This window comes from Lysinibacillus sp. FSL M8-0337, assembly GCF_038593855.1.
GTDB lineage: Bacteria > Bacillota > Bacilli > Bacillales_A > Planococcaceae > Lysinibacillus > Lysinibacillus sphaericus_D.
The window spans coordinates 25603-49530 of record NZ_CP151996.1; the positions used below are offsets into that span (position 1 = coordinate 25603).

At 38.2% G+C, this 23928-nt stretch carries 20 protein-coding genes and 1 other annotated feature; of the genes, 14 read left to right on the plus strand and 6 right to left on the minus strand.

What is annotated here, in order from left to right; genetic code table 11:
- Positions 1 to 82: 82 nt before the first annotated feature.
- On the plus strand, positions 83 to 1921 hold the full coding sequence (gene asnB / locus MKY08_RS00095) for an asparagine synthase (glutamine-hydrolyzing) (RefSeq protein ID WP_069511041.1): 1839 nt from the start codon (positions 83 to 85) through the stop codon (positions 1919 to 1921).
- 18 nt (positions 1922 to 1939) lie between these two features.
- On the opposite strand, the gene MKY08_RS00100 is transcribed toward asnB, so the two are convergent.
- Positions 1940 to 3370 (minus strand): PLP-dependent aminotransferase family protein, encoded by a 1431-nt coding sequence (locus MKY08_RS00100; RefSeq protein WP_081327919.1) that lies wholly within the window; start codon positions 3368 to 3370, stop codon positions 1940 to 1942.
- A gap of 105 nt (positions 3371 to 3475) precedes the next feature.
- Here MKY08_RS00100 and pdxS point away from each other — a divergent pair, with 105 nt between their 5' ends.
- From pdxS to serS, 3 genes are all read left to right on the plus strand, one after another.
- Positions 3476 to 4360, plus strand: coding sequence for a pyridoxal 5'-phosphate synthase lyase subunit PdxS (gene pdxS, locus MKY08_RS00105; RefSeq protein ID WP_024362936.1), 885 nt, complete (start codon positions 3476 to 3478; stop codon positions 4358 to 4360).
- 1 nt (position 4361) lies between these two features.
- Positions 4362 to 4925: a pyridoxal 5'-phosphate synthase glutaminase subunit PdxT gene (pdxT, locus tag MKY08_RS00110; protein ID WP_069511039.1), complete on the plus strand. Its 564-nt coding sequence runs from the start codon at positions 4362 to 4364 to the stop codon at positions 4923 to 4925.
- Between the two features lie 49 nt (positions 4926 to 4974).
- Positions 4975 to 5191: a binding site (T-box leader), on the plus strand.
- A 79-nt stretch (positions 5192 to 5270) separates the two neighbouring features.
- Positions 5271 to 6551 (plus strand): serine--tRNA ligase, encoded by a 1281-nt coding sequence (gene serS, locus MKY08_RS00115; protein WP_069511037.1) that lies wholly within the window; start codon positions 5271 to 5273, stop codon positions 6549 to 6551.
- Between the two features lie 391 nt (positions 6552 to 6942).
- On the opposite strand, the gene MKY08_RS00120 is transcribed toward serS, so the two are convergent.
- Together MKY08_RS00120 and tadA are read right to left on the minus strand one after the other, a co-directional pair.
- Positions 6943 to 10455 carry a S8 family peptidase gene (locus MKY08_RS00120; protein WP_069511036.1) on the minus strand — a complete coding sequence of 1171 codons (3513 nt, stop codon included), beginning with the start codon at positions 10453 to 10455 and terminating at the stop codon, positions 6943 to 6945.
- Between the two features lie 191 nt (positions 10456 to 10646).
- On the minus strand, positions 10647 to 11162 hold the full coding sequence (tadA, locus tag MKY08_RS00125; protein WP_176723166.1) for a tRNA adenosine(34) deaminase TadA: 516 nt from the start codon (positions 11160 to 11162) through the stop codon (positions 10647 to 10649).
- Positions 11163 to 11300: 138 nt separating this feature from the next.
- Here tadA and MKY08_RS00130 point away from each other — a divergent pair, with 138 nt between their 5' ends.
- The 10 genes from MKY08_RS00130 to MKY08_RS00175 all read left to right on the plus strand — a co-directional run bounded on the left by MKY08_RS00130 (position 11301) and on the right by MKY08_RS00175 (position 20290).
- Positions 11301 to 11636, plus strand: coding sequence for a metalloregulator ArsR/SmtB family transcription factor (locus MKY08_RS00130; RefSeq protein ID WP_069511033.1), 336 nt, complete (start codon positions 11301 to 11303; stop codon positions 11634 to 11636).
- 31 nt (positions 11637 to 11667) lie between these two features.
- The gene (locus MKY08_RS00135) at positions 11668 to 12618 is read left to right on the plus strand and encodes a cation diffusion facilitator family transporter (protein WP_069511032.1); all 951 of its coding nucleotides are present in this window, start codon (positions 11668 to 11670) and stop codon (positions 12616 to 12618) included.
- A gap of 76 nt (positions 12619 to 12694) precedes the next feature.
- Complete coding sequence (locus MKY08_RS00140) at positions 12695 to 13027, plus strand: metal-sensitive transcriptional regulator (RefSeq protein WP_069511030.1); 333 nt, start codon at positions 12695 to 12697, stop codon at positions 13025 to 13027.
- Positions 13028 to 13084: 57 nt separating this feature from the next.
- Positions 13085 to 13291, plus strand: coding sequence for a copper chaperone CopZ (gene copZ / locus MKY08_RS00145; protein ID WP_024362944.1), 207 nt, complete (start codon positions 13085 to 13087; stop codon positions 13289 to 13291).
- An 81-nt stretch (positions 13292 to 13372) separates the two neighbouring features.
- Complete coding sequence (locus tag MKY08_RS00150; protein WP_069511028.1) at positions 13373 to 15784, plus strand: heavy metal translocating P-type ATPase; 2412 nt, start codon at positions 13373 to 13375, stop codon at positions 15782 to 15784.
- Between the two features lie 382 nt (positions 15785 to 16166).
- Positions 16167 to 16805, plus strand: coding sequence for a deoxynucleoside kinase (locus tag MKY08_RS00155; protein WP_069511024.1), 639 nt, complete (start codon positions 16167 to 16169; stop codon positions 16803 to 16805).
- Positions 16802 to 17470, plus strand: coding sequence for a deoxynucleoside kinase (locus tag MKY08_RS00160; RefSeq protein WP_024362947.1), 669 nt, complete (start codon positions 16802 to 16804; stop codon positions 17468 to 17470). The genes MKY08_RS00155 and MKY08_RS00160 overlap by 4 nt, the downstream gene beginning before the upstream one ends.
- A gap of 402 nt (positions 17471 to 17872) precedes the next feature.
- Positions 17873 to 18403: a TIGR00730 family Rossman fold protein gene (locus MKY08_RS00165; protein ID WP_069511022.1), complete on the plus strand. Its 531-nt coding sequence runs from the start codon at positions 17873 to 17875 to the stop codon at positions 18401 to 18403.
- A gap of 160 nt (positions 18404 to 18563) precedes the next feature.
- Positions 18564 to 19472 (plus strand): methyl-accepting chemotaxis protein, encoded by a 909-nt coding sequence (locus MKY08_RS00170; RefSeq protein WP_069511020.1) that lies wholly within the window; start codon positions 18564 to 18566, stop codon positions 19470 to 19472.
- Between the two features lie 197 nt (positions 19473 to 19669).
- On the plus strand, positions 19670 to 20290 hold the full coding sequence (locus tag MKY08_RS00175) for an RraA family protein (RefSeq protein ID WP_069511017.1): 621 nt from the start codon (positions 19670 to 19672) through the stop codon (positions 20288 to 20290).
- 49 nt (positions 20291 to 20339) lie between these two features.
- On the opposite strand, the gene MKY08_RS00180 is transcribed toward MKY08_RS00175, so the two are convergent.
- From MKY08_RS00180 to MKY08_RS00190, 3 genes are all read right to left on the minus strand, one after another.
- On the minus strand, positions 20340 to 21614 hold the full coding sequence (locus MKY08_RS00180; protein ID WP_069511015.1) for a cation:dicarboxylase symporter family transporter: 1275 nt from the start codon (positions 21612 to 21614) through the stop codon (positions 20340 to 20342).
- Positions 21615 to 21706: 92 nt separating this feature from the next.
- Positions 21707 to 22585: a response regulator gene (locus MKY08_RS00185; protein WP_024362951.1), complete on the minus strand. Its 879-nt coding sequence runs from the start codon at positions 22583 to 22585 to the stop codon at positions 21707 to 21709.
- Positions 22586 to 23848, minus strand: a complete 1263-nt coding sequence (locus MKY08_RS00190; RefSeq protein ID WP_069511013.1) for an ATP-binding protein — start codon at positions 23846 to 23848, stop codon at positions 22586 to 22588.
- Positions 23849 to 23928: the final 80 nt, after the last annotated feature.

Here is a 23928-nt window from a genome sequence, read left to right on the forward strand (position 1 = left end):
ATGTTTGTAAAAACATAGCGTGTTCTTTTTTCACGTTTTACAGTCAATGTGCATACGCTAATAGGCGAAAGGATGTGGCTAAATGTGTGGAATTACCGGGTGGGCTAGTTTTAAAAGAGATTTACGAAAGAGCGAGAGCATTGTGAAGTTAATGGCGCAAACATTAAGTAAACGGGGACCAGATGATGAAAATATTTGGTGTAATGAACATATCGCATTTGGCCACCGACGGTTAGCGGTCATTGACTTAATAGGTGGCAAGCAACCAATGGTAAAAAAACATGATGGCGTAACATATGTCATTACATATAATGGCGAACTGTATAATACCGAAGAATTGCGTAAAGAACTGCAAACAAGAGGGTACGTCTTTACAACCCAGTCAGATACAGAAGTATTGTTAACTGCGTATATTGAGTGGAAAGAACAGTGTGTGAATTATCTAAATGGCATTTTTGCATTTGGTGTGTGGGATGAACAAACGGCATCGCTCTTTCTGTGTCGTGATCGTCTAGGTGTAAAGCCTCTGTATTACACTGAACAACAAGAAGGATTACTATTTGCATCGGAGGTCAAGGCATTATTTGCACATCCAGCAGTCCAACCGTTTGTTAATAGGGAAGGTCTTGCGACAATCATGGCTGTAGGACCATCTAAACCGCCCGGAAAGTCGTTGTTCCATAATATTCATGAACTACGACCAGGATACGCAATGCGGTATTCAAAAGAGGGATTACGTATATGGCAATACTGGCAGCTTCAAAGCAAAAAACATGAAGAATCATTAGAAGAGACGATTGACCATGTACGGTATTTACTAACCGATGCTATTGAGCGTCAACTAGTCTCAGATGTACCGATCTGTACATTCCTTTCTGGAGGGCTTGATTCCAGCATTATTACTGGAATAGCAGCAAACAACTTCCAACAACAAAAGAAAGGTAAACTCCACACGTACTCTATCGACTATGAGGACAATGAACGTTTCTTTAATCCGCATGCTTTTCAAAATTCAACGGATACCTATTGGATACAAAAAATGAAAGACTCGTTTGATACAACACATCATGCGGAGCAAATTAGCCAACAACAGTTAATTGACTTGTTGAAAGAAGCGGTCTTTGTAAGAGATGCACCTGGTATGGCTGATGTTGACTCATCCTTACTATGGTTTTGCCGAGAAATAAAAAGAGATTTTACGGTTGCTTTATCAGGGGAATGTGCCGATGAAATATTCGGTGGTTATCCATGGTTCAAAGAAAGAGCGACTGGTTTCCCTTGGATTCGTTCATTACACGAAAGAACGGCTATGTTACGCGAGGAATGGCGTACAAAGTTAGCTGTTGAAAATTATGCGCAGCATGTTTATGAACAAACGATTGGTGAAGTACCTTATTTAGAAGGGGAAAGCACAGATGCAGCGCAACATCGTGAAATGTTTTATTTAAACACGGTATGGTTTATGCAGACTTTGCTAGAACGGAAAGACCGCATGAGTATGGGGGCGAGTCTTGAGGTGCGTGTGCCATTCGCAGACCATCGGCTTGTGGAATATGCATGGAATATTCCTTGGGAAATGAAAAATTTAGACGGCATGGAAAAAGGTTTGCTTCGTAAGGCGATGGCGCATTTATTGCCAGAGGAAGTATTATACCGAAAAAAGAATCCTTATCCAAAAACCTATCATCCGGTATATACAGCAGGTGTTCAAAAATGGTTAACAGAAATTATGAGCGATAAACATTCAGTTCTTCATGAATTTTTTGAACGACAAAAACTAGTGGAGTTAATTGACTCTGGAGGAAGTTCATTTAAAGAACCTTGGTATGGACAATTAATGGCGGGGCCACAACTTTTAGCTTATTTGGGACAGATTGATACATGGTTTAAGCATTACAACATTCAACTAAAAGAAAATTAAAAAAGCACAACCATCTCGTCACTTGAATCGTGATGAAGATGGTTGTTTCGTTTGTATTGCCCAGCAATTCATTAACTTCTCAATGGATGATTCAATCTTGTGCACAGGAATACCGCCAAAGCCGAGTAAAAATTGAGCTTGTGTGGTCGTATTTTCATCAAGACGATAAGCTGATAATGGATAGATACCGATACCTGCATCATTGGCACTGTGCTGTAATTGTTGCTCGGATAGTTCATGTTGCACATTGAGCAAGATATGCATACCAGCCTGCTCCCCAGTGATTTTTATTTGAGTAGAATAATTTTCTAATATCGTCGTGAGCTTCTCATGCTTTTTTCGATATACTTTTCGCATACGATTTAAATGTTTTGAAAAATGTCCGTCTCTCATGAAATTAGCTACAATGTGCTGATCGAACCTTGGTACTGTTGATGAATAATAATTAAAGACATCATTATAAGTAGTAAGTAGCTTAGGTGGTAGTACAAAATAGGCGACTCGCAAGGAAGGCATTAAGGATTTGGTAAAAGTACTCATATAGATAACTTTCTCATTGCGATCTAAAGCTTGTAGCGCGGGAATTGGTTTTCCAGTATAACGAAATTCCGAATCATAATCATCTTCAATGATATATCGTGATGGACTTTGAGCCGCCCAATTTAAAGCTTGTGCGCGCCTTGTGGCAGACAAGACAGCACCAGTAGGGAATTGGTGCGACGGCGTGATATAAACAACATTAGCAGCTGTTTTTTCCAGTTCATGAATAAGGATACCTTCATCATCTACTGCAATTGGACAAACCTGTCGCTTGTGTTGTAAAAACATCCGATGTACGGTCGGATAACCAGGGTTTTCGAGTGCAAAGCAAGTGTCTTCGCTGAAAAGACGCAAAATCATCGGAAGCAGTTGTTCTGTACCTGAACCAATGACAATTTGCTCTGGGCTACAAACAACGCCGCGCGACTGATATAAGTAATTTGCAATCTCCGTACGTAACGCTAATTCTCCTTGTGGTTCCCCTGTCAATAATAATTCTTTGGAGGCATCATCAAAAAGTTCTTTTGCATATTTTCGCCACGTTTGAAATGGGAAGGCATCAATATCTATGGAACCAGGATTAAAATCAATGGCGTATGTTTTTTTCCGAGGTTGCTCTTTTAGTAGCATAGATGTGTCTTGTTGAATATAAGGTAGTTCATCAATATCCTCTACAAAATAACCGACCCGAGATTTCGATATTATATAACCTTCTGCCAGTAATTGTGCATAGGCTATTTCGATTGTTGTTTGAGAAATATTCAAAAAATCTGCCAATTTTCGCTTCGAAGGTAATTTTTCTCCGACCGTAATTTTCTTTGTAATAATCGCTTCTTTAATACCGCTGTAAAGCTGATCGTATAGCGGTTTTTCACCGTTTTTTTCAAGCTGAAATAAAAGCATATCCATGTTCGATTTCCCACCTGACCTTATAATTATTTTATAAACTGAATATTTTGATATGGTCAATTTCTATTATACTAAATTTCATCACAAAGGTGGAGGTAGAAAAGAATGAAGCAAACAGGAACAGAATTAGTAAAACGTGGGATGGCGGAAATGCAAAAAGGTGGCGTCATTATGGATGTCATTAATGCGGAGCAGGCGAAAATTGCTGAAGCAGCGGGTGCTGTGGCTGTGATGGCATTAGAGCGAGTGCCTTCAGATATACGAAAGGCAGGAGGAGTGGCACGCATGGCAGATCCTCGTATTGTAGAGGAAGTTATGGCGGCGGTCACAATTCCTGTTATGGCGAAAGCACGTATTGGTCATATCGTCGAAGCTCGCGTGTTAGAGGCAATGGGTGTTGATTATATTGATGAGAGTGAAGTGTTAACGCCAGCGGATGAGGAATATCATTTATTGAAGAGTGACTATACAGTGCCATTTGTATGCGGCTGTCGCGATTTAGGTGAAGCAGCTCGTCGTATCGGTGAAGGGGCATCTATGCTACGGACGAAAGGTGAGCCCGGTACAGGGAATATTGTAGAGGCTGTACGCCATATTCGTAAGGTCAATGCCCAAGTACGAAAAGTTGTCGGGATGACTGAAGATGAGTTAATGACTGAGGCAAAATTGCTGGGTGCTCCATTTGAATTATTACGAGAAATTAAAAAACTCGGTCGATTACCGGTTGTAAACTTTGCCGCAGGTGGTGTTGCGACACCAGCAGATGCAGCATTAATGATGGAGTTAGGTGCTGATGGAGTATTTGTTGGCTCTGGTATTTTTAAATCAGAAAATCCTGAGAAATTTGCACGTGCCATTGTGGAAGCAACGACGCATTATAAAGATTATAAATTGATTGCAGAAATTTCAAAAGAGCTAGGTGTGCCGATGAAAGGTATTGATATTGCACAGCTTAGTCAAAGTGAACGTATGCAAGAACGAGGCTGGTAATATGAAGAGAGTGGGTGTTTTAGCATTACAGGGTGCTGTTAGAGAGCATGTACGAATGTTAGAGGCACTTGGTTGTCAAACGGTTTTAGTCAAGCATAAGGAGCATTTAGAAGGGCTTGATGGACTCATATTACCAGGTGGAGAAAGTACAACGATGCGCAAATTACTTGATCGCTATGAACTAATGGGACCTATTCGCTCACTTGCGCAAAAAGGCGTACCAATGTTCGGCACGTGTGCTGGGTTGATATTATTGGCAAAAGAAGTGGTTGACCATGATCCACATTTAGCTGTAATGGATGTTGTCGTTGCTCGGAATTCATATGGACGTCAAGTAGACAGCTTTGAAGTGAATTTAAATATTCAAGCGATTGGCGAAGCAATACCAGCTGTCTTTATACGCGCACCGCATATTGTGTCAGTTGGGGAAGGTGTGGAAGTGCTAGCGGAGCATGACGGAAAAATTGTGCTAGCGCGAGATGGTCATTTACTGGGCTGTTCATTTCATCCTGAATTAACGACAGATTTGCGCATTGTCAAATATTTTGTGACGACTATGGTGTGACTTGCAAAATGTCGTTTCATATAGTACAGTATGGATAAAATTTAAATAATTGAACACGATGATGGGAAGTAGTAGCAAGCACGTTTTTTTTAGAGAGTCAGCGGGTGGTGGAAGCTGATAAAAGCACTTGTGAATCCGTCCTGGAGTTGCGCAGTCGAAGTGAATGAAGTAGGCTGTCGCCGGCTGAAATGCCGTTATGAGATAAGTGGACTAGGCAATCTGTCTGGTCAATTAGGGTGGCAACGCGGGTAGCTCTCGTCCCTTTCATGGGATGAGGGCTTTTTTGTGTTCTATCTTATCTATAAATTCCCATCATTTATGAATCTACTACTGGAGGTATGAAGGATGTTAGATATTAAACGCGTCCGTGATAACTTCGCGGAAATTAAAGAAATGCTATTAACACGCAACGAAGATTTAGGAAACTTAGATGATTTTGAAGCTTTAGATACAAAACGTCGCGAATTAATCGCGAAAGCAGAAGAACTGAAAGCTGAACGAAATAAAGTATCTGAACAAATTTCTGTTATGAAACGTAATAAAGAAAATGCTGATGAAGTCATCGTACGTATGCGTCAAGTTGGCGATGAAATTAAAGAGTTAGATACACAACTCAATGAAGTAGAAGACCGTTTTAAAGATATGATGATGCGTTTACCAAACGTGCCACATGAATCTGTGCCAGTCGGTACTACGGAAGACGACAATGTAGTGGAATATACGTGGGGAGAAGTACCAACTTTTGATTTTGATATTAAAGCACACTGGGATATCGCAACAGATTTACAAATTGTAGATTTTGAACGTGGAGCAAAAGTAGCGGGCAGTCGTTTCTTATTCTATCGTGGTTTAGGTGCTCGTTTAGAACGTGCATTAATGAGCTTTATGATGGATTTACATGCAGAAGAACATGGTTATGAAGAAATGCTACCACCTGTTATCGTAAATCGAGATAGCTTAACGGGTACAGGTCAGCTTCCTAAGTTTGAAGAAGATGTATTTAAACTAGATGATACAGATTACTTTATGATTCCAACAGCAGAAGTACCTGTGACGAATTTCTATCGTGATGAAATTCTACCTATTGAAGTTTTACCACAAGGCTTTGCAGCGTATAGCGCTTGCTTCCGCTCAGAAGCGGGCTCTGCCGGTCGCGATACACGTGGCTTAATTCGCCAGCACCAATTCAATAAAGTAGAATTAGTCCGTTTTGTGAAACCAGAGGAATCTTATGAACAGCTAGAATTATTAACAGGTCATGCTGAAAAAGTATTGCAATTATTAGGCTTACCTTATCGTAAATTAAAAATGTGTACAGCTGATTTAGGCTTCACTGCTGCCAAAAAATATGATTTAGAAGTATGGATTCCAGCGCAAAATATGTACCGTGAAATTTCTTCTTGCTCAAACTTTGAGGATTTCCAAGCGCGTCGTGCCAATATCCGCTTCCGCCGTGAGCCAAATGCTAAACCAGAATACGTCCACACATTAAACGGTTCAGGTCTTGCCATTGGTCGAACAGTGGCCGCCATCCTTGAAAACTATCAGCAAGCTGACGGAAGCGTAGTTATTCCAGAGGTATTAGTTCCTTATATGGGCGGCAAAAAAGTTATTGCACCGAAGTAATTAGTGAAATTCTTCAAACCATCCACACCAAAAAAGAGATTGGGGCATAACGAAAAAATTTAAGGAACAGTGGAAAGATGTTCATAAATTTTTGCTATATAGAGAACTTAGCTATTCTTGCTTTTGCAACAACTAAAAATTAGAACTGTTCACGAGTTGTTGGTAGCGGAGGTTGTGACTCCTGCGGGAACAGCACACAATGTAAGACGCGGACATTCCACGCCTTAGCGAGATTGCGACTTACTGTGCTGAGCGGAAAGCATCACCGTTACGGACGACAACGGCATAGCAAAAAAGTGTTAGATTGACTACAGTCAATCTAACACTTTTTCTCTTTTATTTCAGCCGTAAATCAGACAACAGAAGTGTCGGTGTTTAGGTGATTTATACCCTATTGTACTTCAAGTGTATATGGTTGAGTGCTAGCTTTGCCGTTTACTTCACTTACTTCAATATAGTAAGTTCCTTTGTCCAATTCCACTGTACCTACTTCAGGATCGTCAGCTCCGTAAAGATCAAATGTTCCCACTGTTTTTCCTTTTGCATCAATAATACGTATAACACCATCCAGTGCTTTTTCTGTTTGTAGAGAGAAGAATACATCGCGTTTGCTATCAATATTTAATTCAAAATAGTCTTTATCGCCAAACGGAACACCAGCATTTAAATATTGCGTAGCAACCCATTTGTTCTCTTTTTTCGTAAGCTTAGATGGCTTTGTTGGTATACCATTGATTAACTCGGAATCCTTATCTTCATCGACCTGATTGTGTTTATACATGCTTAAAGTATACGGATGAATGGATACTTGTCCAAGGTTCATACCGTTAATAATAATAAAATAACCATGATTCTTTTTCGCTTTAAAAGAGGTATTAACATCTGTTGTGCCAAAAATACCGAGTAATTGTTCAATAATGTTATTGCCTTGTCCAAATTGAATTTCGGTTTCCAATTCTTTTGGATCAATTTCCATGTTGCCATTTGTATCTTCAATTATAGAACCAGAAAATTTAAAGGCATTTTGAAGCTCTTTAGGTAATTGATTTAGCTGTTCATTTGTCATAGGCACAGAAGAAACAAGAAGGCTCATGATTTCATCTTGCCCTCGTTGTTTATAATAGTAGTAATCAATATCATCTTGATAAATGATATGATCTTGATAGATTGTACCAGGTTGAACCGCTTGAGCATTTATTGTTGTGTTATTATCACTTTTATAATCTGACGGGATAGCTGCTAATTTACTTGTTTTAAGAGTATATGGTTCAGCCGAGCGAGCACCTTGATTCATTACCTTTACAACATAAGTTTTGTCCTTTTTCAACGCAACTGCTTTTGCATCATTGGCGTTACTAGTTGAGCCAAGAAGTAAACTTAGTAGCCCCATATCATTACTTAATGAAGAAACTGCTAATAATTCATTTGTTTCCTCATCATATTCAAAAATAGTTCCAGTTGGAATTTGATTCATGCCATTTTTAACTTGGAACCCATATACGGCATCTTCTTTAGGCTTCAATAAGAAGTAATCTTCATCAAATTCTGTTTGGAAGTAAGCTTTTTTATCTTGACCAATATCAAAAGGAACCGCTTGCCCCATAATTAGAGCTATGTCTTCTGGATTTCCCATAGCACCAGGATTCATAAACATATTGAATATATCATTGATTTGATTGTCTTTTTTTGCTTGATATTGAGTTAAAGGTAAAAGCCCATTTTCTACATCACCTTCTGGCATTCCCTCATTTAAAGGTAACCCGTCTTCATCTTCAGGAAGGGTAACGACTTCACCCTTTAAAGTATAAGGGATGATGGATTCACTTACCGTTTCTTCATTTTCAATGCCGCCGCTAAAGAACATATCAAGTGAAAAAGCGCTACTGCCCTGATTGGATACGTTTAATACATATTCTGCCCCAGGAATAGCGTCAACAATAAGATTTACTCCGTCGCCTTTATCTGCGCTATAGCTTGTTTGAATTGGATAGGCCTCATACATTTCCTCATCATTAACGTTTTCTGCTGGTACAGCATCTAAGTCTTCCTTTAGATAAAGTTCCATAGAGGCTGTAACACCTGGAATACCAGACAAATCAAATCGCAGTGTTGTTGGTTCTTTAACTGAAAATGTGAAATAATCTTGGTCCCTTTGCTGATCTTTAGAAAGAAGGGTATAGTTTTTCCCTTTTGTACTGAATGGGAACTGTTGAATGTTCTCCTTTTTGTCCATCTCTAATGAATCAATTGGTAAATCCTTCGTTGTTTGAGCAGTGAATACGTAGTTCGACTCACCATTTAAGTTATAGCTGCCATTATAATCTTTAACCCCAACAAGCAGTGTTCCTTTTTGATCTGCTTTGTATAGGTAGCCCTCTTGCTTTCCTACACGCACATCATTGACATGGATTGGGTCGACTTCCTCTTTGTTATCTGTAGGGTAGAAATACAATTCAAGTGCATAATCGTATTTGTTTGCACCTTTTAATGTCAGTTGAGCATATTCATTTGCATCTAAATCAACCTTGTACCATTTTTTTTCGTTTGGTTGTTTGAATTCACCTTTTTCTGAATTCAATGTATTCTTAGCAAGAACTTTGGCGTTTTTCATACGTTCTTCCGTTGTTTCTGAATACTCTTTCGGTAGATTATTGACATTAAACTGTAATGCTTTCACCGGGTTGATAAGACCATGTCCATATGTAAGGTCATAGCCTTTCTCACCTAGATTATTTGCGGTCATTTCGAGAATAGCTTCTACTTCATGAGGCTTTAAATTTGGATGTTTTGATTTTAGTAGGGAGGCAACACCTGCTACAACGGGAGCCGCCATTGATGTACCACTAAATTTGAGAAAGGACGATCCCTTTTTCTCATCGTGAACGGTACTGTATATTTCCTCACCTGGTGCTACCACGTCAACCGATGGACCATAGTTTGAATAGCTTGATAGTTTGTTGATATCATTTGTAGAACCTACGCTAATGACACCTTCGTAAGAAGCAGGGAAAGAGTATTCATCTGTCGATTCATTTCCTGCTGCAGCTACAATCGTAATTCCTTTATCTATCGCTTGCTTAACAGCGTCTTTCATTAATGGAGATTCTCCATAACCACCAAGACTCATGTTAATAACATCGGCGCCCTGTTCAATGGCGTAAAGAATACCTTGTGCAATGACGAAATCGTTGGCACCTTCTTCTCCGTTGAATACATCAATTGGAAGAAGCTTAGCATTGGGATTAATGCCATGTCCTCCAATATTATTATCTTTTGCTGCGCCAATAATGCCTGCTACATGTGTTCCGTGGTCACCAGTATAAGTGGTATTGGCTGGTGCTGCGGCATTATACGGTGGAAGTACTTGAGATTTTAAATCAGGGTGTTTAAAATCCACACCAGAATCAATAACTGCTACTTTTACTTCATGATTACCTGCTAACTCTAGTGCCTTATCCATTTGAAGTAAGTTTAGATGATACATATCTTTTTTCTTTGGATCTGCTTCGTTAGCAAAAGAATGATACACGTAGCTTGGGGATACACTTTTAACTCCGTCTTGCTTTGCATAGTAAGAAACTGCTTTTTCTAAAGAAATTCCCTTTTTCAGTTGGATTACATCATATCCTAATGATGGAATAGATCGTATTACTTTTGAGCCAATGTTTTTATGTGCGTTCTTAGCAAGACCTGTATGCTTGACGATAATGGTATCTTTACTAATCCATTCCTTATCATTTTTGACATACTTTAATGCTTGTTCCTTATTGCTAGCTATAAGACTTTTCTCTACTTCTGTATGCTTTGTTGTTTTTTCTGGTGCTGTAGCATAGGCAGAAGCAGCAGGTACCATTAGTGAAGCTGACGCTACTAAAGCAATTGATCTCTTCATCCATTTTTTCAATTGTTCTCTCTCCCATGTTGTTTTATTTACTCTATATCTATTACGATTAAAACATGGAAAAGTTTCGGATAAAAGGATAATTTCGGTCTTGTTTCCTTATTTGTACCGATTATTAGAGAAAAGAAAAAGGTACCCCCATAAATTTTGAGGTACCTTTTCATGTTGAAAGCAAATACTCTAGTAAACACCACTTATTGAGGCTCACTAGATTCTGCCATTTTACGTGCTTTTTTTTCAGCTTTTTTTCGTTCACGTAATGCTCTAAAAAAATCGGTTAAAATTTGGCCGCATTCTTTAGCTAAAATACCTTCCGTTACATCACATTCATGGTTGAAACGCGCATCATTTAATAAATGATAGAGTGAATCGACACAGCCAGCTTTTATATCCCGTGCGCCGTATACAACACGCGGCACTCGAGACTGCAAAATGGCCCCTGCACACATAGGGCAAGGTTCCAGTGTGACATAAAGTGTTGTTTGTTCAAGTCGCCAACTACCTAATTTTTTACATGCTTCTTGAATTACCATTAATTCGGCATGCGTAGTTGCATTTTGAGTTGTTTCACGTAGATTATGCGCGCGCGCAATAATTTCTCCTTCATATACAAGAACGGCCCCTATTGGTACCTCACCAAGCAAAGCAGCTTTTTTTGCTTCTTCTAAAGCTTGGTTCATAAAGATACGGTCTTTTTCAAAAATATCCACTCGAATCTCTCCTTAAGAGTAGTGTATCATGCGCGTGAGGTTTTGTATTTTGCTTTGAATTGACATTCCTAAAATAACCCTATATATTTATATATGAACACATGCTCATATATAAATAAACTATAGGAGGAATGGAAAATGGATGAACAAGTTAAACAGGGCGAAATAGAAAGTGGTAATGGCCAGCATTTAGATGAGGAAACGCTATTTGTTGTTTCTCAAACGTTTAAAGCATTAAGTGATCCAACAAGAATACGGATTTTAAATTTATTATGTTCAGATGAGCACTCGGTTAACGACATTGCTGAAATATTAGACTTAAGTCAGTCAACAGTATCGCATCAATTACGATTTTTAAAAAATTTACGATTAGTAAAATTCAGGAGAGAAGGAACAAGCTTATATTATTCAAAAGATGATGACCACATTATGAATTTATTGAAGCAAGCAATTGAACACGCTACGCACAACTAATTGTATTAATTAATATTTGGAGGGGAAAACGATGGGGCATAATCACGATCACGGCCATGATCATACACATGGCGCGAATAAAAAAGTGCTTTTATTATCCTTTATCATTATCACGAGTTATATGGTGGTTGAAGCAATAGGTGGATTCTTAACAAATAGTTTGGCGCTTTTATCGGATGCTGGACATATGTTAAGTGATTCGATTTCTTTAGCCATTGCACTTCTTGCTTTTATGTTTGGAGAAAAAGCAGCTAGCTTTAGTAAAACATATGGTTATAAAAGGTTTGAAATATTAGCTGCTGTGTTAAATGGTGTGACATTAATTTTAATTGCGTTATTTATTTTCTATGAAGCCATTGAGCGTTTTGCAAATCCACCTGAAGTAGCAACAACAGGGATGCTGATTATTAGTGTAATTGGTTTGTTAATTAATATAGTAGTTGCTTGGATTATGATGCGTGGTGGAGATACGGAAGACAATTTAAACATGCGTGGTGCATTTTTACATGTTCTTAGTGATATGCTTGGCTCTGTCGGTGCCATCATTGCTGCCTTAGTCATTATGTTTTTCGGCTGGGGCTGGGCCGATCCTCTTGCCAGTGTTATTGTTGCATTATTAGTACTACGTAGTGGATATTTTGTGACAAAGTCTGCTATCCATGTTCTTATGGAAGGAACACCTTCAAATGTCGACGTACAGGAAATCATTCAAATAATAGAGCAAACGGAAGGTGTGCAAAGTATTCATGATCTTCATATTTGGACGATAACTAGCGGAACAAATGCATTATCCTGCCATGCAGTTGTCGATGACCAGCTAACCATTGGAGAAAGCGAGCATATTTTACGTGAAATTGAACATAATCTTGAACATAAGGGCATAAAGCACGTAACGATTCAATTGGAAACCATAACGAACCGCCATGCTGAATCAATTTTATGTAATCTAAAGAGTGAGCCAGTTCATCATGACCACCACTAATTATAAAAAACTAAAACGCCTATTTACATACCCTTCGTGGGTATAGTATGATAATAGCAAATAGGAGGTGAAGAAGTTGGAGGACACAGTGAAAAATGATGCTTGTCATACAGAGGAAACTACGTCGTGTCGAAAAAGTCATCACCCTGAGCGCGTGAAAAAGGATTTAACGACTCGCTTAAATCGAGTAGAAGGTCAAATCCGAGGCATTAAGGGAATGATTGAAAAAGACGTTTACTGTGATGATATCATCACGCAACTGTCTGCCACACAATCCGCTTTGAATAGCGTAGCGAAAATTTTATTAGAAGGTCATTTAAAGGGCTGTGTCGTAGATCGCCTATCTGAAGGCGATGAAGCGGTTCTAGATGAGTTAGTCGTGACCATTCAAAAATTAATGAAAAAATAATTTTACGGGTAGTTACTCTTATATAGCATGTACATTAAATTTAAAGGAGAGATATTTATGCAAAATGTAACATTAAACGTACAAGGAATGTCATGTGGACATTGTGTCAATGCAGTGGAAAAAAGTGTCGGCGCACTAGCTGGTGTAGAACAAGTAACAGTAAATTTAGCAGATGGTTTGGTAGATGTCGCATTTGACGATGCTCAAGTATCACTTGCGCAAATTAAAGAAACGATTGACGACCAAGGTTACGAGGTAGAATAAGATCAATAGGGTGCTCAAAAAGCACTCTATTATTTTCAAATCTATATACCCCTATATGGTATAGAAAGAGGTGGGAAGTTAATGCATTCTGAATTGAAGGAAACGAACCTACAAATTACAGGTATGACCTGCGCAGCGTGTGCTACGCGTATCGAAAAAGGCTTAAAAAAAATGGATGGTGTCGAGCAAGCAACTGTAAACTTAGCGCTTGAAAAATCCTCAATAAAATATGATCCAGCAAAATTGAGTGAAGCAGACTTTGAAAAGAAAATCGAAGCGTTAGGCTATGGCGTCGTAAAACAGAAAGCGGAACTTGATATTACAGGTATGACGTGTGCTGCATGTGCCACTCGTATTGAGAAAGGTTTAAATAAACTTTCTGGTGTTTCAACGGCAACTGTAAACTTGGCACTTGAAAAAGCATCCATTGAATTTAATCCAACCGAGGTTTCTGTATCGGACATTATTGGCAAGGTTGAGAAACTGGGATATGGTGCTCATCAAAAAGCAGATGAGCGAGCAACTGAAGATTATCGAGAAAAGGCAATAAAACAACAGCAACAAAAATTTCTTTTTTCAGCTATTCTATCGCTACCATTACTGTGGACGATGGTTGCTCACTTTTCATTGACATCGTTTTTATATGTCCCCGATTTTTTAATGAATCCTTGGGTGCAATTAGTGTTAGCTACACCAGTTCAATTTATTATTGGGAAACAATTTTATGTAGGCGCATATAAAGCTTTACGCAATGGCAGTGCTAATATGGATGTCCTTGTCGTTATGGGGACTTCAGCAGCTTATTTTTACAGCGTTTATCAAGCAATTGTTACAGTCAATTCACATCACGGCCCGCATCTATACTTTGAAACGAGTGCCGTTTTAATTACGTTAATTCTATTAGGTAAATTATTCGAAGCAAAGGCAAAAGGTCGTTCATCAGAAGCGATTAAAAAGCTTATGGGTCTGCAAGCGAAGTCGGCGATAGTTGTGCGAGATGGAGTAGAAAAAGAAGTCCCATTAGAAGAAGTTGTGATAGGCGATATTTTATTAGTTAAACCAGGCGAAAAAATACCTGTAGATGGGGAAGTATTAGAAGGTACAACAGCCGTTGATGAATCAATGCTAACAGGAGAAAGTCTTCCCGTAGATAAAAAACAAGGCGATGTATTATACGGTTCAACAATTAATAAAAATGGCTTTGTGAAAATGTCAGCAACCAAAGTTGGTAGAGACACAGCACTTGCTCAAATTATTAAAGTCGTAGAAGATGCACAAGGTTCAAAAGCGCCAATACAACGTTTAGCTGACCAAATTTCGGGCATATTCGTGCCGATTGTTGTTGGTATTGCGATCGTGACATTCCTTGTTTGGATTTTATGGGTAAAACCTGGTGAATTTACACCTGCACTAGAAGTGTTAATTGCGGTACTTGTTATTGCTTGTCCTTGTGCGCTAGGCTTAGCGACACCAACTTCTATTATGGCAGGTTCTGGTCGCGCTGCTGAATTTGGGATTTTGTTTAAAGGTGGCGAGCATTTAGAACAAACGCAACGCATTGATACGGTTGTTGTCGATAAAACAGGGACCGTAACACACGGCAAGCCGATATTAACAGACGTTGTACTAGCAACAGGGCAAGAAGAAGCATCCTTTCTTTCATTGATTGGGGCAGCAGAGAAACAATCCGAACATCCGCTAGCACAAGCCATTGTGCAAGGAATTGAAGAACGAAGTGTCACGCTTGGCGATGTTCAATTTTTTGAGGCCATTCCAGGTTACGGCGTGCAAGCAACCGTTTCTGGTCAAGGTGTGGTAATCGGGACACGTAAATTAATGCAACAATATGATATTGATATTGAGCATATATTGCCGACAATGGAGACATTAGAGGAATACGGTAAAACCACAATGTTGGCTGCTATAAATGGTCAATATGCAGGACTTGTTGCTGTTGCAGATACGGTGAAAGACACGTCAAAAGAAGCCATTCGTCGTTTACAGGATATGGGCATTACAGTCATTATGATGACGGGTGATAACGAACGGACTGCGCAAGCAATCGGTCAGGAAGTTGGGGTTAACCATGTTATCGCAGAAGTACTTCCAGAAGGTAAAGCGGATGAAGTGAAAAAACTGCAAGCTACGGGCAAAAATGTTGCGATGGTTGGTGATGGCATTAATGATGCACCAGCATTAGCAACTGCCAATATTGGGATGGCTATAGGAACTGGTACAGATGTGGCAATGGAGGCGGCTGATATTACGCTTATACGTGGTGATTTAACTAGCATTGCGGATGCCATTATTATGAGCCGTAAAACAATGCGCAATATTAAACAAAATCTATTTTGGGCATTTGCTTATAATACATTAGGGATTCCAATTGCAGCCATGGGCCTACTTGCACCGTGGGTAGCGGGCGCAGCTATGGCATTCAGCTCAGTGTCCGTCGTGTTAAATGCCTTACGTTTACAACGAGTAAAATTATAGTGCAAATTATAGTGCCAGTCACCCAAACAATTCTCAAACAATTCTCGAAGTAGATTTTCACCAAAACGCTTGCTTAGAGTGGACGTACCGGATGCAGAGCGGAAAGAGTTCACTTAGCGAAAAATCTACGCAGTATTGGCTGGCTAAAGTTAGGCCCACTAATGTGGGTCTTTTTTTGTTGCATGGAGCTATAATTTGTTGGATATCTATCAACTGGGCAGTTCAAATAATGTTGAAAATTGAGATACATGTTGATTCTGTTTTTCATTTTCTCACTATGATACAATGAAAAGCACTGATTCATTTTAGTTTCATACAATATAGCCTTAAAATAGTGGCATAATTGACTTATAGAATCCTAAATATAAAGGAGGAACTTCTAGTGACGGTTCCATTTGTTGCAGTAGAAGGTCCGATTGGTGTAGGCAAAACTTCATTGGCAAAAGAGGTAGCGGCAACATTTAATTACCATCTATTAAAAGAAATTGTAGACGAAAATCCGTTTTTAAATAAGTTTTATGAAAATATTGAGGAATGGAGTTTCCAAACAGAAATGTTCTTCCTCTGTAATCGCTATAAACAATTAACAGATATAAAGAAGTTACGTTTAGCACAAAAGACATCAGTTGTATCGGACTATCATATTTTTAAAAATTTAATTTTTGCAAAGCGTACATTGCCACCTGCCGAGTACGAAAAGTATGAAGAAATCTATCAAATTTTAACAAAAGATATGCCAGTGCCTAATGTCGTCGTTTATTTACATGCTAGTGTCGATACGTTAATGAAACGCATTGCTAAACGGGGGCGTGAATTTGAGAAAATGATTTCACGTGAATATATGGAGCAGTTAGTAGCAGACTATCATACTTTTACAGAGCATTTTGAGCAGTTACATCCCGAAATTCCTGTAATCCGATTTAATGGAGATCAACTTGATTTTGTAAAAAACCCACAAGATTTACAATATGTATTACAAACAATCGAAGAAACGTTACAACAAAGGAGCTTGCAACAATGAATTTGAGAGAGAAATATGATATTCCGCCACAAACTGTAATTACAATTGCCGGAACAGTAGGTGTAGGAAAATCAACGATGACAAAGGCGCTAGCACAAGCGTTAAATTTCCGTACATCATTTGAAAAAGTAGATACCAATCCGTACCTAGATAAGTTTTATGACGACTTTGAAAAATGGAGCTTCCATTTACAAGTCTATTTTCTAGCAGAACGTTTTAAAGAACAGAAGCGTATTTTCGAATATGGTGGGGGCTTTGTGCAAGATCGTTCTATTTATGAAGATACAGGGATTTTTGCCAAAATGCATTATGATAAAGGAACAATGAGTCCAACTGATTATGAAACGTATCGTAATTTATTTGATGCGATGGTGATGACACCGTATTTCCCGCACCCCGATTTATTAGTTTATTTAGAGGGACCGATTGATGATGTCATTGGACGTATTCAAGAGCGTGGTCGTGAGATGGAACAGCAAACACCAAATGATTATTGGATTGAAATGCATGAGCGTTACGAAAATTGGATAAATAATTTTAATTCATGCCCTGTCCTACGTTTAGATATTAATGATTATGATTTATTAAAAAATCCAGACGCAATTGAATCAATTGTCAGCCGCATAAGTCATATGCTAAAGCAAACAAGTCATTTACGTAAATAGAAGAATCGCTAAGTAACAGTAAAGACTTTGAAGAAAGAAACTTCAAGCGTTCTGGCCGAAAGCGAAGCGTCAGGCGCAAACAAGTCATTTACGTAAATAGAAGAATCGCTATTGCAACAGTAAAGACTTTGAAGAAAGAAACTCCAAGCGTTCTGGCCGAAAGCGAAGCGTCAGGCGCAAACAAGTCATTTACGTAAATAGAAGAATCGCTATTGCAACAGTAAAGACGTTGAAGAAGGGAACCTCAAAGCGTTCTGACCGAAAGCAAAAGAAACGTAGAAAGCTTCCAGATAGAAATATAAGGACTTTGTATTTTAAAATAAATAACAGAAATAAGACCAAAAGACGTGAGACAATATGATACCTATTGTTATCACGTCTTTTGTAATAGGAGGAATAAATATGAGAATCGCAGTATATTGTGGATCAGCACTAGGCAATAACCCGATTTATGCTGAAAAGGCAAGTGAATTAGGAACGGTATTAGCACAACATGGACATGGTATTGTTTATGGAGGTTCTAAAATAGGATTGATGGGCAAAGTGGCAGATGCCGCCTTAGTAGCAGGTGGAGAGGTGATTGGCGTCATGCCTACTCATTTACAAAAACAAGAAAGCGTTCATGCCGCATTGACGGAAATACATTTTGTAGAATCCATGCATATACGTAAGGCAAAAATGGTTGAATTAGCAGATGCTTTTATCGCGTTGCCAGGTGGTGGCGGTACACTGGACGAATATTTTGAAGTATTCACATGGGCGCAGATTAAATTACATGAAAAGCCTGTTATTTTATTTAACATCAATGGTTTTTATGACGCACTTCTACTACATTTTTCTAAAATGCTAGAGGAGGGCTTTATACACCCAGAACACAAGGCGTTAATTCGTGTAGCTACAACGGCAGAAGAAGTTTTAACAATGATAAAATAAGAAAAAAAGCATAATTGAGCATAAGAATAGTAAAAATACAAATTTATAGTATTTTTAAGACGCTATTAGATATATTATAATATATAACAATGCATTTTTTAAAAAGAAGAAAGTAAATTAGAGATAACGCTAGTAAAATAGAGTGATAGAGGTGGATGTTATGCAAAAAAATGATACACAAGTCACAGATGATTTAGTTGTTCAAGCAATTGAGCGTAATATAGCGATTATCCGATTTGATATGAACCGAAAAGTTGCTTATGTAAATGAGCTTTTTGCGAAAACAATGGGCTATACAGTAGAAAAAATGATGGGGAAAGACCATAAGGAATTTTGTTTTCCTAATTACGTAAAGAGTCCTGAATACGAGAGGTTTTGGCGTAATTTAGCAGCAGGTAAGAGCTATCAAGATAAAGTAGAACGAATGGATGCTCAAGGAAATAGTATTTGGCTAGAGGCTACTTATATGCCAGTATTTGATAGTCATTCAAGAAAAGTGATTGGTGTATCCAAAATAGCAACAAATATTACGGAACGTCAAAACACCATTGTCAATGTAGCAGATCAGTTAAAGCAAATGTCCACTAAGCTGTATAGTCGTTCAGAGGCAGGTATTAAAAATAGTGAAAATTTACTTGAAACAATTCAACAAGTTTCAAAAGAATCCTCGGAAAATGTTAAAAACTTAGATCAATTGCAAAATCAAGCAGAATCCATTAAAGGCATTGTCAAAACAATTCAAGGTATTGCCTCCCAAACAAACTTACTTGCTTTAAATGCAGCTATTGAAGCCGCAAGAGCTGGAGAGTATGGCAGAGGTTTTGATGTTGTCGCCAAAGAGGTGCGAAAACTGTCCGTAAGAGTAGAGCAATCGATTTCAGAGGTGAAAGAAAATGTGGAAGGGATTGTACGCGAGATTGGGCAAGTAACTGAAAGCATCACGCGAATTTCTGAAGAAATTGAAAAAACGAATGGGCAGATTACTGTGACGACGAGTGATTTTGCTGAAATCGCTTCTGCAGCAGAGGCATTAGATGAACGGTCTAAGCAATTTATTGAAATAATTTAAAAGACGCCTGAGGCAAATAGTCATGACGTGAACATTTGCCTCAGGTTTTTTATATTGCTATAAAAAACAATCGAATAGTTACTACCGTTTTTAAAAATATACTTTACTAAATTTTCTGAATTATATTGAAATAGTAGATGTGTTTTATTTACAATAATTGTGTAAGGTATTCATAAATCATAATAGGGGTGTTATGTATGACAAAAGTGGAAATAAGTTTTAAACATTTACCAACGACAGCAATTTCAGATGCAACTGGGGGGCATACAAATTTACGCAGTGACATTAAACCGTTAGCAGACCATTTTAAAATAGCAGGGCGAGCGGTAACCGTCCGTTTACCTGATGGCGAAAATGGGGCTGTACTTGAAGCGATTCGAGGAGCTAGCGAGGGTGATATTTTGGTCATTGATGCAAAGGGTAATAGAAATCGTGCTGTCGCAGGAGATTTTGTTATTTCTTTAGCAAAGGGTATGGGTGTACAGGGCTTTGTAGTAGACGGGGTTATTCGTGATATTGCTGCGATTCGAGAACTAGATTTTCCTGTATTTTCACTTGGGACAACCGTAGCAGCGGGCAATAAAAATGGCGGTGGTAAAGTGAATGTGCCAATCGCTATTGGCGGTGTAACAGTACAACCAGGTGATTATATTATTGGAGATGTAGATGGCGTTATTGTCGTGCCTCAAGAGGATGCAGAGCGTATTGTTGCAGCCGCTGAGGCGAAAGTCGAAAAGGATGAAGTGCGCGCACAAGAAGCCCATGTCAATGGCAAAGCGTCTATTATTGCTTATTTAGATAAAGTACTGACAAAATAAAAAAATGCCTCACGATGTCATAAGCCATCGTGAGGCATTTTTTATGAATTTATGCTAAATTTTCATTTTCTTTAAAGTAGTTTTTCATTTTTTCTTTATCGAAGCGGCCTTCCCATTTCGCCATTACTAATGAAGCTAGTGAGTTTCCGATTACGTTAACTACTGTTCGTCCCATATCAAGGATACGGTCGATACCAGCAATAAATGCTAAACCTTCGATTGGAATACCAACAGTACCTAAAGTGGCAAGTAATACAACGAATGATACGCCTGGTACACCGGCAATCCCTTTAGAAGTAACCATTAATACAAGCATTAATGTAATTTGTTCCCCGATGCTTAAGTGAATACCATACATTTGGGCAATGAATAATGCGGCAATTGCTTGATACAATGTTGAACCATCTAAGTTAAAAGAATAGCCTGTCGGAATAACAAAGGAAACAATATCTTTTGGTGCACCTAATTTCTCCATTTTCAACATCACTCGTGGTAATACAGCTTCCGAGCTAGCAGTGGAGAAGGCTAAAATTAACTCATCTTTTAACACTCTAATTAAGTAGAGAATGTTGACACCGGCAAATTTTGCAACAAGGCCAAGAATGACAAAGATGAAGAAGAACATTGTGACATATACAAGTATTGCAAGCTTACCTAAAGGTATGAGGGAAGCGAACCCATATTTGGAAACGGTTACACCAATTAAACCAAATACCCCAATTGGAGCGAATTTCATCACAAGGTTCGTTACCCAGAACATAGCATCTGCTACACCTTGGAAGAAGTCCAATACAGGTTTACCTCGTTCTCCAATTGCAGCTACCCCTAAACCAAAAATAACAGAGAAGAAGATGATGGCAAGCATATTGCCTTCAGCCATTGATTGAATAATATTTGTCGGTACAATGCCTACAATAATATCAAATGGACCTTCATGCTGTACTTCTTCAGTTGTTGAAACGTATTTTGAAATATCCCCTTGCGAAAGTTCGTTCATATTGATGCCAGCACCTGGATGGAACAGGTTTGCTGAAAGTAATCCAACAACAATCGCTACTGTTGTAATGATTTCAAAGTAAATAAGCGTTTTTCCGCCTAATCTTCCGAGCTGTTTCATGTCTCCAGTTCCAGCAACACCAACAATTAAAGTCGAAATGATAATAGGTACTACAATCATCTTAATTAGATGTAGGAAGATATCTCCTAATGGTTGTAAATATGTTTCAACTTTGGGGTTACCATAAAAGATACCACCAACAATTATCCCTAAAATCAAACCGATTAAAATTTGAGCGGCTAAACTGATTTTAAATTTCTTTTTCAAAATCTTAATTCCTCCCCTATATTAAAATTTTTAGGACACGCCTTACTTTAATAATACGGAGGACTTATGAAATCCGACAAAATCCGAGAAAATTAATTTACTTTTGTTAAAATGTCTGAATATAACACCTGAATAAACTTCTTAATATTGACCTTTGCTTTGCGATTCCCATGGTCTTCGATTTGCGTCATAAGCTGACGAATCTCTTTAAAGTCAAAGTATCGAGGTGCATAATATTCAAATTCAGAGTTTGTATAATCAACGACGCCTAAATTGGCGAGATTTATCATGGCAGCTAAAATCGTTCGACGTACCCGCTGTTCAATTGCTTTACTCTCTTTTAATATTTCATCAGGAGTTGACTTTGTGACAGCTGCAATTTCCTCATAAAGCTCTTTTAATGGAGGAAGTGGCGCAATTTTGTGCTGATGAGCTAGCAATGTTTCAATAATTGCTATAATATCCTCACTTCCAATTTCACCGACAATCCCCATATCATTTAAGATGGATTGGATGTGGTCTCGCGATGTGGCTTTATTGTTTATTTGCTCACTTAAATCGATGTTCGTTAGTGATTGTCGAATAACTAATAGGGAATTTTTTAGGCGAAATTGTTCCGTTGTTTTGCGTAAAACATTTTCAACCTCAATACGGTTAATAGGTTTATGAATAAAGAAATCTATCCCTTGTTCATAGGCCTCACCGACCATTTCCTTATTAACAACTTGTGAAATCATAATAAACTGTCCTTCAAATCGATTCTGAAGAAGATGCTCCACCGTTGCTATACCATCTAGCTTAGGCATAAGTAAGTCGATTAGTACAAATTCAGGTTGTGTCATTAATATTTGTGGAATGGCATCCACCCCATTACGTGCTTCGCCGATTACTGTACCTAAACCACTATCTTCAATAATTTGTTTTAGCATCACGCGGCTTGCACGATCATCATCTACAATAAAATACCTCATTTAAGTCTCTCCCGTTAGAATAGTTTGCGTAGGAATTATAATTTTAAACACCGTTTTGTAGTTATTTGATTCAACTGAAATGGAGCCATTTAATTTAGAAATTAATTCAGCGACATGTGATAGTCCAATTCCTGTAGCTGCTACACCTTCAACATTATATTTCGTCGTATAGCCAGGTTCAAAAATAATAGAAAGGTCACTTTCGGAGATGCCTTTTCCATCATCACTTACTGTTATTACAGTATCAACCTCCTGCTGTTGAATATCAATAGATACGATACCTTGCTTTTCAATTGCTTCAATGGCATTAGCAGTTAAATTATTTAATAGTGCCAGCAAGGCAATATGCTCATTCGTTAAAAAATCAGTATCTAAACTTATATTAAACTGGATGTCTTTACCGAGTAACTCACTGTATTTGCGATTGCCGTCTTCTATATAATGTAATAATTCTGATAATCGTAATGAGCCGAAGCTCTTGTCCCCAACAATTTTAGATATCCCCGCATAAATTCGCTGAGAATCTTTTTTGACTTCATGAATTTCCTGGGCAATATGAAGTGCTTGTATACTTTCTGAACGATTGCCTTGTGCTTTTAATTGTCTATACAAATCAAACCCATTGGCAGTAATCGTTTCAATATGGTTCATAGATTTTTTTAAATAGAGCGTCTCTACATATAAATCTGAACCAATCGTCAGCATTTCCTGCACGCGTTTTTTTTGCTCTGCAATGACAATAGAGCTATAAATGCCAACAACAAAAAAACTACGTAACAGGGCAACGGCTAATAGGATGAGTAGGTCATGAATAAATAAAATTGTATAAGATTGGACAAGGAAACGTAGCAATTGTTCCGCTAAATTACTAATAACCTCGCTGAAGGCAACTAGTAATCCTAACTTTAATGGCTTTTCACGATATTGATGAATATTTAAAAGCTGTAGGCATATTGCAAATAATAAATAAAATGTCCCAGCAGGTAAGTGATTATAAATACCATCTATTAAAGATGTATTATGCGTATAGTAACTAATAGCGATTCGTAAAATGGTCGTTACAATGCTGGTTACAATGCCGGCTAAAATAATTGGTGTCGGTCTAAGTAAGGTGCATAAAAAGAATATAATTGTCCCGAGACCAAAGCGAAAAGAAGTATTGGCGAAAGGAATGATTTTAATTTCACTACCGATAGCCGTTAATAAAGCGATGGATATAATCCACGTGAGGGAACTACGAGAAATAAAGGCTTTGGAATACATATTAAATATCCTTCCTAAAGTATTTAAGAGCAAGATTGCTAATAAAAAAATACCACAACCGAATCGGAAGTGGTATTTAA

What these genes read in the sequence shown, in the direction of transcription:
- asnB (WP_069511041.1), top strand. Translation starts at nt 83, where the DNA reads ATGTGTGGAATTACCGGGTGGGCTAGTTTTAAAAGAGATTTACGAAAG.
- MKY08_RS00100 (WP_081327919.1), bottom strand. Translation starts at nt 3,370, where the DNA reads ATGGATATGCTTTTATTTCAGCTTGAAAAAAACGGTGAAAAACCGCTA.
- pdxS (WP_024362936.1), top strand. Translation starts at nt 3,476, where the DNA reads ATGAAGCAAACAGGAACAGAATTAGTAAAACGTGGGATGGCGGAAATG.
- pdxT (WP_069511039.1), top strand. Translation starts at nt 4,362, where the DNA reads ATGAAGAGAGTGGGTGTTTTAGCATTACAGGGTGCTGTTAGAGAGCAT.
- serS (WP_069511037.1), top strand. Translation starts at nt 5,271, where the DNA reads ATGTTAGATATTAAACGCGTCCGTGATAACTTCGCGGAAATTAAAGAA.
- MKY08_RS00130 (WP_069511033.1), top strand. Translation starts at nt 11,301, where the DNA reads ATGGATGAACAAGTTAAACAGGGCGAAATAGAAAGTGGTAATGGCCAG.
- MKY08_RS00135 (WP_069511032.1), top strand. Translation starts at nt 11,668, where the DNA reads ATGGGGCATAATCACGATCACGGCCATGATCATACACATGGCGCGAAT.
- copZ (WP_024362944.1), top strand. Translation starts at nt 13,085, where the DNA reads ATGCAAAATGTAACATTAAACGTACAAGGAATGTCATGTGGACATTGT.
- MKY08_RS00150 (WP_069511028.1), top strand. Translation starts at nt 13,373, where the DNA reads ATGCATTCTGAATTGAAGGAAACGAACCTACAAATTACAGGTATGACC.
- MKY08_RS00160 (WP_024362947.1), top strand. Translation starts at nt 16,802, where the DNA reads ATGAATTTGAGAGAGAAATATGATATTCCGCCACAAACTGTAATTACA.
- MKY08_RS00165 (WP_069511022.1), top strand. Translation starts at nt 17,873, where the DNA reads ATGAGAATCGCAGTATATTGTGGATCAGCACTAGGCAATAACCCGATT.
- MKY08_RS00170 (WP_069511020.1), top strand. Translation starts at nt 18,564, where the DNA reads ATGCAAAAAAATGATACACAAGTCACAGATGATTTAGTTGTTCAAGCA.
- MKY08_RS00175 (WP_069511017.1), top strand. Translation starts at nt 19,670, where the DNA reads ATGACAAAAGTGGAAATAAGTTTTAAACATTTACCAACGACAGCAATT.
- MKY08_RS00185 (WP_024362951.1), bottom strand. Translation starts at nt 22,585, where the DNA reads ATGAGGTATTTTATTGTAGATGATGATCGTGCAAGCCGCGTGATGCTA.
- MKY08_RS00190 (WP_069511013.1), bottom strand. Translation starts at nt 23,848, where the DNA reads ATGTATTCCAAAGCCTTTATTTCTCGTAGTTCCCTCACGTGGATTATA.